Source organism: uncultured Sphingomonas sp. (assembly GCF_937859915.1).
Lineage (GTDB): Bacteria > Pseudomonadota > Alphaproteobacteria > Sphingomonadales > Sphingomonadaceae > Solisphingomonas.
The window spans coordinates 1-13,296 of sequence record NZ_CALMAW010000099.1 but is presented as its reverse complement, the minus strand read 5'-3'; the positions used below and the strand labels follow the sequence as shown (position 1 = coordinate 13,296).

Annotated in this window: 13 protein-coding genes; 8 read left to right on the top strand and 5 right to left on the bottom strand. The window is 67.3% G+C overall.

Going from position 1 to position 13,296, the window contains the following annotated elements:
- Window positions 1-190: 190 nt before the first annotated feature.
- From ispG to Q0326_RS13100, 3 genes are all read left to right on the top strand, one after another.
- A complete protein-coding gene (gene ispG / locus Q0326_RS13110; RefSeq protein WP_298691182.1) occupies window positions 191-1,318 on the top strand; it encodes a flavodoxin-dependent (E)-4-hydroxy-3-methylbut-2-enyl-diphosphate synthase in 1,128 nt (375 codons plus the stop codon).
- Window positions 1,315-1,653: a hypothetical protein gene (locus Q0326_RS13105; RefSeq protein ID WP_298691180.1), complete on the top strand. Its 339-nt coding sequence runs from the start codon at window positions 1,315-1,317 to the stop codon at window positions 1,651-1,653. Before ispG ends, Q0326_RS13105 begins: the two co-directional genes overlap by 4 nt.
- A 512-nt stretch (window positions 1,654-2,165) precedes the next feature.
- Window positions 2,166-2,660, top strand: a complete 495-nt coding sequence (locus tag Q0326_RS13100) for a GNAT family N-acetyltransferase (protein ID WP_298691178.1) — start codon at window positions 2,166-2,168, stop codon at window positions 2,658-2,660.
- Here Q0326_RS13100 and Q0326_RS13095 read toward each other — a convergent pair.
- The 3 genes from Q0326_RS13095 to ppa all read right to left on the bottom strand — a co-directional run bounded on the left by Q0326_RS13095 (window position 2,657) and on the right by ppa (window position 6,047).
- A complete protein-coding gene (locus Q0326_RS13095; protein ID WP_298691176.1) occupies window positions 2,657-3,319 on the bottom strand; it encodes a DUF1345 domain-containing protein in 663 nt (220 codons plus the stop codon). The genes Q0326_RS13100 and Q0326_RS13095 overlap by 4 nt on opposite strands.
- A 121-nt stretch (window positions 3,320-3,440) precedes the next feature.
- Window positions 3,441-5,387 carry a peptidase M61 gene (locus Q0326_RS13090; protein ID WP_298691174.1) on the bottom strand — a complete coding sequence of 649 codons (1,947 nt, stop codon included), beginning with the start codon at window positions 5,385-5,387 and terminating at the stop codon, window positions 3,441-3,443.
- Window positions 5,388-5,477: 90 nt separating this feature from the next.
- Window positions 5,478-6,047: an inorganic diphosphatase gene (gene ppa, locus Q0326_RS13085; RefSeq protein WP_298691172.1), complete on the bottom strand. Its 570-nt coding sequence runs from the start codon at window positions 6,045-6,047 to the stop codon at window positions 5,478-5,480.
- Between the two features lie 102 nt (window positions 6,048-6,149).
- On the opposite strand from ppa, the gene hisS reads away from it, so the two are divergent.
- From hisS to Q0326_RS13065, 4 genes are all read left to right on the top strand, one after another.
- A complete protein-coding gene (gene hisS, locus Q0326_RS13080; RefSeq protein WP_298691170.1) occupies window positions 6,150-7,406 on the top strand; it encodes a histidine--tRNA ligase in 1,257 nt (418 codons plus the stop codon).
- Window positions 7,403-8,482, top strand: coding sequence for a peptide chain release factor 1 (gene prfA, locus Q0326_RS13075; protein WP_298691168.1), 1,080 nt, complete (start codon window positions 7,403-7,405; stop codon window positions 8,480-8,482). The genes hisS and prfA overlap by 4 nt, the downstream gene beginning before the upstream one ends.
- Window positions 8,472-9,395 (top strand): peptide chain release factor N(5)-glutamine methyltransferase, encoded by a 924-nt coding sequence (gene prmC, locus Q0326_RS13070; protein WP_298691167.1) that lies wholly within the window; start codon window positions 8,472-8,474, stop codon window positions 9,393-9,395. The genes prfA and prmC overlap by 11 nt, the downstream gene beginning before the upstream one ends.
- Window positions 9,396-9,570: 175 nt before the next feature.
- Window positions 9,571-10,620, top strand: a complete 1,050-nt coding sequence (locus tag Q0326_RS13065; protein WP_363304117.1) for a DUF4167 domain-containing protein — start codon at window positions 9,571-9,573, stop codon at window positions 10,618-10,620.
- Between the two features lie 71 nt (window positions 10,621-10,691).
- Here Q0326_RS13065 and Q0326_RS13060 read toward each other — a convergent pair whose 3' ends face one another.
- Window positions 10,692-10,982, bottom strand: coding sequence for a hypothetical protein (locus tag Q0326_RS13060; RefSeq protein ID WP_298691165.1), 291 nt, complete (start codon window positions 10,980-10,982; stop codon window positions 10,692-10,694).
- Between the two features lie 77 nt (window positions 10,983-11,059).
- Between Q0326_RS13060 and Q0326_RS13055 the strand changes: the two genes are divergently transcribed.
- The gene (locus Q0326_RS13055; RefSeq protein WP_298691162.1) at window positions 11,060-11,488 is read left to right on the top strand and encodes a CBS domain-containing protein; all 429 of its coding nucleotides are present in this window, start codon (window positions 11,060-11,062) and stop codon (window positions 11,486-11,488) included.
- A 4-nt stretch (window positions 11,489-11,492) separates the two neighbouring features.
- Here the strand turns inward: Q0326_RS13055 and Q0326_RS13050 are convergent, their stop codons facing one another.
- Entirely contained in the window at window positions 11,493-12,911 is a 1,419-nt protein-coding gene (locus Q0326_RS13050; RefSeq protein WP_298691248.1) for a lipopolysaccharide biosynthesis protein, read from the bottom strand.
- Window positions 12,912-13,296 lie beyond the last annotated feature (385 nt).

The following is a 13,296-nucleotide window of genomic DNA, read 5'->3' as shown; positions in this document are numbered from 1 at the left end:
CCTTCCGTCATCCCCGCGCCGGCGGGGATCCGTAAACGCGGCGTCCGCTCATCATCCGTGCGCATCCAGGGGCGTCGCGCGTATCGATTCCCGCCTGCGCGGGGAATGACGGGCTTGTAAGGTCGGCGGCGCTTACTTTTGTAACGCCGAGGGCCTATAGAGGGCGTCGTACACAACTGCGAGTATAACCATGTCCCTTCGTCCGTGGCGCGACATCACCCGCCGCCAGAGCCGCCAGATCATGGTCGGCAACGTCCCCGTCGGTGGCGACGCGCCGATCTCCGTGCAGACGATGACCAACACGCTGACCACCGACATCAAGGGCACGATCGACCAGATCCGCCGCTGCGAGGAGGCCGGGGTCGACATCATCCGCGTCTCCTGCCCCGACGAGGAATCGACCGCCGCGCTCAAGCAGATCGTCCGCGCCGCCAAGGTGCCGATCGTTGCGGACATTCATTTCCACTACAAGCGCGCGCTCGAGGCGGCGGACGCGGGCGCGGCTTGCCTGCGCATCAACCCGGGCAATATCGGCTCGTCGGCGCGTGTCCAGGAAGTGGTCAACGCCGCCAAGGCCAATGGCTGCGCGATCCGCATCGGCGTCAACGGCGGCAGCCTCGAGAAGGACCTGCTCGAGAAATATGGCGAGCCCTGCCCCGAGGCGCTGGTCGAGAGCGCGCTCGATCATATCAAGCTGCTCCAGGATGCCGATTTCCACGAATATAAGGTCGCGGTGAAGGCCTCCGACCTGTTCCTCGCGGTCGCCGCCTATCAGCAGCTCGCCGAGGTCGTCGACTGCCCGCTGCATCTCGGCATCACCGAGGCGGGCGGCCTGATCGGCGGCACGGTCAAGTCGGCGATCGGCATGGGCTCGCTGCTCTGGTTCGGGATCGGCGACACGATCCGCGTGTCGCTCTCGGCCGAGCCCGAGGAGGAGGTCCGCGTCGGCTACGAGATGCTGAAGGCGCTCGGCCTGCGGACCCGCGGCGTGCGCGTCGTGTCCTGTCCGTCCTGCGCGCGCCAGGGCTTCGACGTCATCCGTACCGTCGAGAAGCTCGAGGAGCGGCTCAAGCATATCTCGACGCCGCTCTCGCTGTCGGTGCTTGGCTGCGTCGTCAACGGCCCTGGCGAGGCGCGCGAGACCGACATCGGCGTCACCGGCGGCGGCAATGGCAAGCACATGATCTACCTCTCGGGGATCACCGATCACGTCATCCAGAATGAGGACATGGTCGATCATGTCGTCAAGCTGGTCGAGGCCAAGGCCGCCGAGATCGAGGCGCACAAGGCCTCCGCGGAGCTGCAGGCGGCCGAGTGATCGCGGCGCTGCTGATCGGGCTGGCGACGGCCGGGCCGGCGGCGGTCGGGCCGGTGGCGCCGGTCGAGGCCGACGGCCACCAGACGGTCTATCTCGGCTGGGACGCGCGGATCAAGGCGTGCAGCGCGCGCGTCGACGGGATCCCGACCGGCGACCCCGCCACCGACGCGGGCAAGACGGCGCTGCTCGGCGCGCTGTCGGACAGGCAGCGCGCGGTGCAGCTGCAAGGCCTGACCGGCATCCCCTATAGCTGTGTCGACACCGTCGTCTCTGCGATCCGACAGTCCGGCCGCGCGGTGAAGGTGGGCTTTCTGTCGGAGCCGTCGGCGCGGTAGGATTGTGGCGCGGATTGTCTGGACCTGGTGGATTGCGGACACTCTCTGATCCCGTCACCCCGGGCTTGACCCGGGGTCCCGCTTCTTCACCCCTTTGATCAAGAAGCTGGACCCCGGCTCAAGGCCGGGGTGACGATAAAATCCAATGTCCGCATATGGGGCGATAGCAGTCGTGTCTCTTCGTCATCCCCGACTTGATCCGGGATCCCGCTTCTTGCCTGGCGTCAGACAGCGCGACGCGGCTCAAGGCTGGAGGGACGACGCCGGAACGTCCGCAACAGGGCCGCGTAGCGGCACGTCGTTGCGGGGCGCGTAGCGCCGTGGCGATCCAGCGGCCGAACTGGGTTGCGCCCCCCGCGTCAAGCCCGAAGCCGCACCCACGAGCGTCAGGCACATCCCAAAGCCGCTTCCAAAATAGGATTTCGCCTGCCAGGGTCCTGATTCGTCCCCTCGGAGTCCGCGTTTTGCCTTCCACGCTGTCAACTTCGTCAACTTCGGCCGCGGCCGGTCCGATGACCGTCGCGATCCGCGCCGCGCAGCCCGGCGACGAGCCCGAGATCCTGCGCATGATCCGCGCGCTCGCCGATTTCGAGCGCGAGCCCGATGCCGTCGTCGCGACCGAGGCAATGCTGACCGACAACCTGTTCGGCGAAGGCGGCCACGTCCGCGCGCATCTCGCGACACGTGACGGCCGCGCGGTCGGGCTGGCGCTGTGGTTCCTCAACTACTCGACCTGGACGGGACGACCCGGCCTCTATCTCGAGGATCTGTTCGTCGATCCGGGCGAGCGCCGCTCGGGGGTCGCGCAGGCGCTGATGGTCGCGCTCGCCGAGGAGGCGATGGCACGCGGCTGCGCGCGGATGGACTGGGCGGTGCTCGACTGGAACGAGGAGGCGATGCGCTTCTACGAGCGGATCGGCGCGCGGCGCTCGGAGGGCTGGCAGCCGTGGCGGCTCGAGGGCGAGGCGATCGCGCGGTTGGCTCTGTCGGCGACGGTGGCGGGTTAGCCGCCGCCGAGCACGTTGATCGTGAACGCCAGCACGCCGATGTTGAACACGAAGGCGGCGAGGCAGTGGAAGATGGTGACGATCCGCATCCGCGTGTTGGTGGTGTCGACGTCGGAGGTCTGGAAGGTCATGCCGAGCGTGAAGCTGTAATAGATGAAGTCCCAATAATTGGGCTCGTCGGTCTTGGGGAAGCAGAGGCCCTGCTGGTCCTCCTCGGTGCCGTCGCCGTCGGTGTCGCCCTGGCTGTAGAACATGTGCGCATAATGGAGCGCATAGGCGGTGTTGGTGAACAGCCAGGACAGGACGAGCGTCCCGATGATCAGCGCGATCGCGCCGGGCTTGGGCGAACCCTTCTCGACCAGCTCGGAGCCGACCGAGACGAGGATGGCGAGCATCACCGCGGCGGTGACCACGAGCAGCAACGCGCGGTTGGCATCGTTGCGCGCGGCATGGTCTCGCATGCCCTGCGCGTGCGGCGTCTCGATCACGGGCTTCAGCGAGACCAGGAAGATGGCGGCGGCGATGTCGAAGCTCGCCATGATCCCGTGCCGCCAGCCGATCGACGGCATCAGGATTGCGCTGCCGACGATCAGGATCGCGAGGAAGACGAGGAAGCGCGCGGGCGCGACGCGGTTGCCGAGGCGGAGTGTGCTGGTCATGGCGCCAGCATAGCGGGCTCGCGCGCGATTGCCGCGGGAAATGTCACTCGGCGATGGCATCCGCGCGTCCCGCCATCGCTGTCCCCGGGTCGAGCCCGGGGTGCGATGACGGGCGCGTCGCTTACTTCTTTGGTTCGAGCAGCTTGTCGAGCCCGGTCTCGCCCTTGCCGACCTTGACCAGCGTCGGATAGCGCAGGCCGCCATTCCAGGTCACCGCGACGTCGCGGACCTGGTCGGACTGCTGGATCAGCAGGTGGATCGGCGTGGTGCCGCCCTTGGCGTCGGTGATCGCCGCCTTGAGCCCGTCGCTGTCATAATTGCGGCCGTTGACCGCGATCAGCTTCGAGCCGGGCGTGATCCCTGCGGTGAAGGCCGGGCCGCCCCACGACACGCCCGAGATGGCGCCGTCCTTGCCCATCGTCAGCCCGATCGAGTAGCTGAGATCGGTGCCCTTGCGGCGCTTCTCGTTGGACTTCCAATAGCTGCTCGCCTTGTCGGTATAGGTCAGCTTGTAGCCGCCGCGCGCGATCCAATCGAGCGTCGCGGCAGGCTTCACCTGGTTGATCCGCGTGTTGAGGAAGGTCGCCCAATCATAGGGCATCACTTTGTTGAGCGCCGCCACCACGTCGTCGAATGTGTAGGGCAGCACGCCCCAGTCGCGGTCGCGCACGCCGAAGAAGGTGCGCGCGAAATCGTCGAGCGACTTCTTGCCACCGGTCTTCTCGCGGATCAGCTGGTCGGCATCGAGCCAAACCAGCTTGCCGGCCTCGTAATAATCCTCGGACCATTGATAGTTGCGCCATGCCAGCGGGCGGCGCTGCGACATCGAGGGATCGTTGGTGGTGTCCTCGACCGTGCGCCACGCCTTGGCGGGCGAATTCTCATAATAGGCCGCGGTCGACGCCAGCGCGTCGAGCGTGTCCTGCTTGGAGACGAGGCCCGAGCGCGCCTGGAGGATATAGCCCCAATATTGGGTCTGCCCTTCATAGACCCACAGCAAGGTGTCCTGCATCGGGGTGCGGTAGTCGGGGGTCCACAGGTCGGCGGGGCGGCGATATTTGCCGTCCCAGCTGTGCGTGAACTCGTGCGGCAGCAGGTTGCGTGCCGCCGGGTTCGACTCCCAGTCGGTGAAATAGTCGGCGTCGGTGCCGTCCTCCGACGAGCGATGATGCTCGAGGCCCTCGCCGCCGAGCGTGTCGGACAGCGTCAGCAGGAAGTCATAATGGTCGTAATGCTGCGCGCCGAACACGCGCACCGCCTGCTGGACGAGGCGCTTGTGCGCATCGATCTGCTCGGGGGTGGCGACGAGCTGGTCGGGACGGTCGGCGGCGATGTCGAGATGGACGCCGGGGGCGAGCAGGTCGGACCGCATGTTGCGCCCCGCGATCGCGGGCGAATCGACCAGCGTCTCGTAATCGACCGTGGGATAGGTGACGTGGTCGCCCGACAGGCCGGGGGCGAGTGCGGTCGCGGACTTCCAGCCGGTCGGATAGGTGACGCTGACCGAGATGGGGATGTCGCGGACGAAATAGCCCGCCGGATAGAGCGAGACGCTGTCCCATTCGAGGCTGAGCATGTCGGGCGTGGTCAGGATGCGGCCCTGATTGCCTGCGGTCGGCGTCAGGAACTTGAAGCTCGCGCCCAGCGACTTGGTGCCGGCCGGGACATCGACATGGAAGGCGTAGACGTCAATCGTGTCGCGCACCCAGGGAATCTGCTTGCCGTCGGCAGTGATGACGAGTCCGTCGAGCTTGGAGATCGGGCCGGTCGGGCTGTGCGTGCCGGGCAGCCACTTCGGATAGAGCAGCGTCATCGGCCCGGTGGCGGCGACGGGAATCGTCTCCTGGACCTGATAGATGCCGCGCGCGACGTCGGTCGCATCGACCGCAAGCTGGATCGGGCCGCCCGGATAGGCGACGTCCTTGGGGGCGGGGATGGTGTCGGTGATGGTGACCGGCTGCGGCAGCGTGTTGGTCGCGGGCTGTTGCCATTGCGCGGCAGCGGCGGAGGCGCCGAGGATAAGCGCGAGCGGGGCGGCGCCGGCAAGCGCGCAGGCAAATCTGGTCATCGAGGGAGCGTCTCCATTACGGCTGGATGACGCCGATCATCGCGCGCCCGGACCGTATCGTCCAGAGCGCGCAACAATATTTCAGATATTTCAGAGCTTGGTGGCGCCTGCGTCGTCGCCGGTCTCGGCCTTGCGCTTGGCCGCCGCCTCGATCGCCTCAAGCACCACGGTGCGGGCCTCGTCGGCATCGCCCCACGAGCCGATCCGCACCCACTTGGTCTTTTCCAAATCTTTGTAATGCGTGAAGAAATGCTCGATCTGCTGCATCACGATCTCGGGCAGGTCGCCCTTCTCGCCGACGTCGTGATAATAAGGGAAGGTCTTGTCGTCGGGGACGGTGATCAGCTTCTCGTCGCCGCCGGCCTCGTCCTCGAGGCGCAGCACCGCGATCGGGCGCACGCGCACGACGCTGCCGGGGATGAAGGGCGAGCGCGCGATCACCAGCGCATCGAGCGGATCGCCATCGGGCGACAGCGTGTGCGGCACGAAGCCGTAATTCGCCGGGTAGCGCATCGGCGTGTGCAGGATGCGATCGACGAACAGCGCACCCGACTTCTTGTCGAACTCGTACTTCACCGGCTCGCCGCCGACGGGGACCTCGATGATGACGTTGAGTTCGTGGGGCGGATTCGCGCCGGTGGGGATGAGGTCGATGTTCATGGTTGGGCGGGATAGCGGGCGGTTTGCGGCCGCTCAAGCCGCAATGATGACGGTGCGAAGGATATTTTGTCTTCGCCTGTTTTACTCTAGGACGCCGCCTCCATGAGCCCAACCGAAACTCCCCAGCGCATCCGTGGCACGCAAGACCTGTTCGGCGAGGAGGCGCGTCGCCATGCCGCGGTGGTGGCCAGCTTCGAACGGGTCCGCGGTTTATATGGCTTTCAGCGCGTCGAAGTGCCGATCATCGAGCCGACCGCCGTGTTCTCGCGCTCGCTTGGCGAGACCACCGACGTCGTCTCGAAGGAGATGTATTCGTTCGACGATCGCGGCGGCGATTCGGTGACGCTGCGGCCCGAATTTACCGCAGGCATCGCCCGGGCGTATTTGGGCAATGGCTGGCAGCAGTTCGCGCCGCTCAAGCTGGCGACGCACGGCCCGCTGTTCCGTTACGAGCGCCCGCAGAAGGGCCGCTACCGCCAGTTCCACCAGATCGATGCCGAGGTGATCGGCACGGCGGAGCCGAGCGCCGACGTCGAACTGCTGGTGATGGCGGACCATCTGCTACGCGAATTAGGCGTCTCCGACGGGGTGACGCTGCAGCTCAACTCGCTCGGCGACACCGCGACGCGGGATGCGTGGCGTGCCGCGCTGGTCGCGCATTTCGAGGCGCATCGCGGCGACCTCTCGGAGGACAGTCTCGCGCGTCTCGACAAGAATCCGCTGCGCATCCTCGACAGCAAGGATCCGCAGGACCGCCCGATCGCCGACGCCGCGCCCGATATCGATGCGCATATGTCCGTCGAGGCGGGGGCGTTCTTCGCGGCGGTCACCCGCGGGCTCGACGCGGCGGGTGTTGCCTGGACGCGCAACGCGCGGCTGGTGCGCGGGCTCGATTATTATCGTCACACCGCATTCGAGTTCGTCACCGATCGGCTCGGCGCGCAGGGCACGGTGCTCGGCGGCGGGCGCTATGACGGCCTGATCGAGACGCTCGGCGGGCCGTCGACGCCGGCGGTCGGCTGGGCGGCGGGGATCGAGCGGCTGGCGATGCTGATCGACGCCCCCGCGGTGGCGCGCGCCGACGTCATCGTGGTTGCGGAGGACGATAGCGTCGTCACCGAAGCGATCGCCGCTACCCAAATATTCAGGAATGCAGGCTATGCCGCCGGCAATGTCATCACCGGGGCTCCGAAAAAGCGCTACGACAAGGCCGTCAAGGCGGACCCCCGCGCGCTCGTGTCGATCCGTCGGATCGACGGCCAGCCGGTCGAACGGTTGAAGATGCTCGGCGAGCACGCCCTGGGCTTCGAGGAGACGCTGACGGCACTTCGGTCTTCGGCACGCGTATCGGTCGCATGAGCTCGATCTCCGCCGCACGCATCGCCCAGATCGAAGCCCGCCGCGACGAGTTGCAGGCGACGATGGCGCGCGGCGATCTCGCAGCCGACCAGTTCGTCCAGCTCTCCAAGCATTATGCCGAGATCGAGCCGGTCGCGCGGGCGGCCGCCGAAGTGCGCCGGCTGCGCGCCGAGCTTGGCGTGCTTGCCGCGATGGTCGAGGACAGCGATCCCGACATCCGCGCGATGGCGGCCGAAGAGGTCGAGGCGATCAGGACGCACCTGCCCGAGGCCGAGCGCGGTCTGGCGCTCGCGCTGCTGCCGCGCGATGCCGCCGACGAACGCTCGGCGATCCTCGAGATTCGCGCCGGCACCGGCGGCGACGAGGCGGCGCTGTTCGCGGGCGATCTGTTCCGCATGTACCAGCGCTTCGCCGAGGCGCAGGGCTGGCGCGTCGAGATGATGTCCGCGAGCGCCGCCGAGATGGGGGGCTTCAAGGAGGTGGTCGCCTCGGTCTCAGGGCAGGGCGTGTTCGCGCGTCTCAAGTTCGAGAGCGGGGTCCACCGCGTCCAGCGCGTGCCCGTCACCGAAAGCGGCGGCCGTATTCACACCAGCGCGGCGACAGTCGCGGTCCTGCCCGAGGCCGAGGAGGTCGACGTCAAGATCGAGGACAAGGACCTCCGGATCGACGTCTATCGCTCGTCGGGTCCGGGCGGCCAGTCGGTCAACACCACGGACAGCGCGGTGCGGATCACGCATCTGCCCTCGGGGCTCGTCGTCATCCAGCAGGACGAGAAGAGCCAGCACAAGAACAAGGCCAAGGCGCTCAAGGTCTTGCGCGCTCGATTGTACGAACTCGAGCGCAGCCGCCTCGCCGATGCGCGGGCGGGTGCGCGTAAGTCGATGGTCGGGTCGGGCGACCGCTCCGAGCGGATCCGCACCTATAATTTCCCGCAGGGTCGGGTGACCGACCACCGCATTAACCTGACGCTCCACCGCCTGCCGGAGATCCTCCAAGGCCAGATGGACGAGCTGGTCGGCGCGCTGATCGCGGAAGACGAGGCCGGGCGTCTCGCGGCGCTGGACGATGTCGGCTGAGGGCAGCAGCCTGGCGGCGGCGATCGGTGCGGCCGCGGCGCGGCTCGCGACGACGTCCGAGACGCCGCGGCTCGATGCCGAGCTGCTGATGGCGCACGCGCTCGGCGAGACACGCGAGGCGATGCTGCTCGGTGGGCTGGACAGGCATTCTCCTCCGTTCGTGCCGAGCGGCGTCGAGGGAGATCGGGAGGGAGCGCTACCGGGAACGAGTGCCGCGACCTCGTCCGGTACGAACGGGATAGGGGGCGCATTTGACGCTCTCGTCGCTCGCCGCGCCGCCGGCGAACCGCTCGCCTACATCACCGGTACGCGCGCCTTCTGGACGATCGACCTTACCGTCGCGCCAGGCGTGCTGATTCCGCGGCCGGACAGCGAGACGCTGATCGAGGCCGCGGTCGCGCATTTCGCCGGAACGCCAGGTCCGCGCCGTATCCTCGATCTCGGCACCGGATCGGGCGCGCTGCTGCTCGCCGCGCTCAGCGAATGGCCGCTTGCCACCGGGGTGGGGATCGATCGCGCCGAGCCGGCGCTCGCCATCGCCCGCGCCAATGCCGAGGCCTTGGCGATGGCTGGCCGCGCGCAGATCATCGTCGGCGGCTGGCAGGGCACGGGCGAACGGTTCGATCTCATCCTGTGCAACCCGCCTTACATCGCCACCGCCGATCCGCTGCCCCGCGATGTCGTCGAGCATGAACCGCATGGCGCGCTGTTCGCGGGCAGCGATGGCCTCGACGACTATCATGCGCTCGCACCGCTGCTGCCGGCCCAACTCGCACCGGGTGGCGTCGCCTGCATCGAAATCGGGGCGACCCAGGGTCCGGCGGTCTCCGCGCTGCTGCAAGTCGAGGACTTGGTGGTGCAAATCCGCCACGATCTTGCCGGCCGTGACCGGTGCATCGTCGTCACCCACTGATTTGGCGCATATTCCGCTTGGATTTGTCGCACGGCCACACTACATCGAACAAAGGAACAGGGGCCTCACAGCATCGAAGCATCGGCTTTCGCGCTGCGGCTCCATGCCGAAACCGATGGCCTGCAGCCCCTGCGGGGTGGCAACGCGGGATGGTGCGCGGAGCTCGCGCGCCCGCTTGGCGACGCACAGGTCTTGGACGGCATCAGCGAATCGCCGGGAGGGCCCGGACGAGCGGCCGGAACGAGACCGGCAGGAGTGGTGCGTTTCAACCACCAGGAACGAGGACTCGGAAACGTTGATCAATAATCGGCAAAACGGCCGTCGCCGTGGCCGCGGCGGCACGCAAGTGCGGGGACCGAACACCAACGGTTCCGATCGAGGCAACCGGATCGACAATCGGGCGCGCGGCAATGCCGTCCAGCTCCACGAGAAATACCGCAATCTCGCGCGGGACGCCCAGACCCAGGGCGACCGGGTGATGACCGAATATTATCTCCAGTTCGCGGATCATTATTTCCGGGTGCTCGCCGAGACCCGCGCCCGCTTCGAGGAGCAGGGCCAAGGGCAAGGCCAGCAGCAGAACCAGAATCGTCAGAATCGCTACGATCTCAACGACTTCGACGATAATGGCGACAGCGACGAATATGGCGATGATGGCGAGCCCGTCCGCGCCGAGGCGCCGCAGCAGCAGGCGCTGCAACAACGCGATATGCGCGACGATCGCGAACATCGTTATCAGGGCGAGCAGCAGCAGCAGCGCGACGGCCGCGATCAGCGCCCGCCCCGCGAGCCGCAGCCGCAGCGCGAAGACCGCCAGCCCCGCGAGGAGCGCCAAGCGCGCGACGATCGCCCGCCGCGCGAAGAGCGTCGGCCGCGCGAGGATCGCCAGCCGCGCCGCGAATATCAGCCGCGCATCGAACAGGCCGCCGCCGTGCAGCCGGAGGCGTCCGCGCCGCGTCAGCCTGCGGCAGTCGTCGAGGCCCGTGAGCCCGAGTCGCAGACCGACGAAGCACCGCGTCCGCGTCGTGGTCGTCCACGGCGGCGTCCCGAGGCGGATACGGCAAGCGAGGAAGCACCGCAGCGGATCGAAGTCGATCGCCTGCCGCCTGCCTTCGCCGCACCCGAGCCCGAGGCCGCGAACGGCAATGACGAGGAGGCACCCGCGCCCCGCAAGCGTCGCACGCGTCGCCCTGCCGCCTCTGAGGACAGCACCGTCGCCGCTTGAGCGACGGCTTGTGTAAAGCGAGAAGGGGCGTCGCTTAAAACAGCGGCGCCCGTTCTTGCGTCTGGTGCCTCTCAGCCGCGTTGGTCGAACGGATCCTCGACCGCCTCGTCGTGGCCGCTGCCTGCGGACAGGAAGACGAGGCTCATCAGGCCCGTGCCGACCATCACCGTCAGGAACACGCCCAGCGAGCCCGCGATCACCATGTTGATCGGCACCGGCGCTCCGCCGAAGCGGAAATAGGCGAGCGTCACGCCCACGCAGCCGAGCGCGAGCAGCGTCATCCACCGCATGATCCGTCGGTAGCGCGCCCAGGCATGGGCGTTGGCGATCCGCGGCGTCGGCACGGGGTCGGGTCTCGGCATGGCTTCCCTTTGCGCCGCAGGCATGGGATCATCAAGCCTCCGGATCGCAGAGTCCGGATCTGCAAGAGGATGCCGACATGACGATCGCATCGATACTTCAGGCGAAGGGCGGGGACATCATCTCCGTCGGGCCCGACCGGCGGGTGAGCGAGGTGATCCAGCTGCTCGCCGAACGACGGATCGGCGCGGTGCCGGTGATCGGTGGTGGCACGGTCGAGGGCGTGTTTTCCGAGCGCGACGTGATCTACCGGCTAGCGACCGAAGGCGCGTCGGTGCTCGATCGCAAGGTGTCCGAGGTGATGACCGCGCCGGTGCTGACCGTCGAGCGCGACACCTCGATCCTGTCCGCGCTCGCGCTGATGACCAAACGCCGAATCCGGCATCTGCCCGTGGTCGAGAATGGCGCGGTCGTCGGGGTCGTATCGATCGGCGATCTGGTCAAGCTGCGGATCGACCGGATCGAAGCGGAAGCCGACGCGATGCGGAACTATATCGCGGGGAACTGAACGATCAGCAGACCGACGGCGCGCGCCGACCGCGCATCATCGCCAAAGTCTGCCGCGCAATCGGTCGCGCGAACAGCGCGACGAAGCCCGCATAGGCGATGATGCCGACCGGGATCAGCGATCCCAGCCGGGCGAGGGGCGCCATAGGCGGCAATGTCCGATCGACGCCATAGACGATCGCGCCCATCGCCAAGGCCGCGGCGAGCGGCGGCAGGACCGCGCGCGCCAACTGGCTCCAGCGCAGGCCGATCACGGGCAGCGACAGGCTGCTCGAGATCAGCACCAGCATCGGCATCACGATCACCCACGCCCAGGCCATGCCGAGCGGGCCGTGTCGGACCCCGATCGCAAAGCCGATGGGCAGCAGCAACGCCCCCGCCGCCGACGAGATCGCTCCGATTCTGGGACGCCCCAGCGCATTGGTCGCCGGCGGATACAGGACATGCAGCGTGACGAACGGCATCGCGAACGCGAGGATCCGGACCAGCGGGATCGCATCCGCCCATCGCGGGCCCATCGCCGTCAGCACCAGCGGCTCTGCGACCACCGCTAGCCCGACATAGCAGGGCAACGACAGCAGCATGATGATCGACAGCGCCTTGGCAAAGCTCCAGGCGACCGCGCCGCGATCGGCCTGCATCCGCGCATAGGCGGGAAAGGCGACCTCGTTGAGCGCAGGCACGAATTTGTTGACGAGGATCTGCGTCAGGAACAGCCCCTCCGAATACAGCCCGAGCATATGCGCGTCGAAGCGGCGGCCGGCGATGAACACGTCTGCTTGATTCTGAACGAACCACAGGATGTCGCTGACCAGCACGGTACCGCCGAAGCCCAGGATTGCGCCTGCGCCCGTCCAGCCGAACCGCGGGCGGATCCACCAGCGGCCAAGGACGCCGAGCAGCAGCGCACGTGTCGCGAACAGCGCGAGCGGCGCAAACACCAGCGTCCAAACCCCCAGCCCGGCGAGTGCGCAGATCGGCGCGGTGATCGCGCCCGCGGCGGCCGCGATCAGATTGGCACGGCCCTGCGTGCGGAAATCGATGGCGCGGCTGAGCAACGCCTGCGGCATGATGATGAACGGTGTTGTCAGATGCAGCAGGCATTGCACGCGCAGCATCGCCGCCAGCAGCGGCTGGTGAAAATATTCGGCCGCATAGGGCGCGGCGATGAACTGGCCGATCGCCATCGCTCCGTTCATCACGATCAGGAACCCGAACACCTGACCGGCGCGCTTCGGGTCGAGCGTCTCCGCCTGGACCAGCGACGCGGCGAAACTATAGCCGTTCAGGAGCTGCGCGAGCGCGATCACGACCTGCGTCATCGCAAACAGCCCATAGTCGCCAGGGGTCAGCAGCCGCAGCACCAGGAACGTCGACGACCACATCACCACCTGTCCGACGATCTGGCTCCCGGACCGCCAGATGACCGCCGACCGAATACGGGCGGTCGCGGACGGTTCGTTGTCCTTCTCCGTCGATGACTCGCGGAAAACGCCCTCGTCGTGACTCGCGGACAGCTGATTTTCGATCGCCGACATGCCCGACCACTGCCTGACAGGCGTTAAGAAACCCACAGTTTTCGGGCGTTTCGCCGATGACCGCAACAAAAGTGCAAAGAGCGGTTGACGGCGCCGTCGACCTCTCATAGATAGCCCCTCGTCAACGGCGCTTCGCCAATCGGTGCAGCGCGGTTTACCGCAACATCGGAACCGGTCCCACCCACCTTGCAAGAGGGGGAGGAATTGGCGCCGGTGCGGTTCATTCTCATTGTTGGTATAGATGAAGGGACATGTGGGCGGCGGCTCCGGT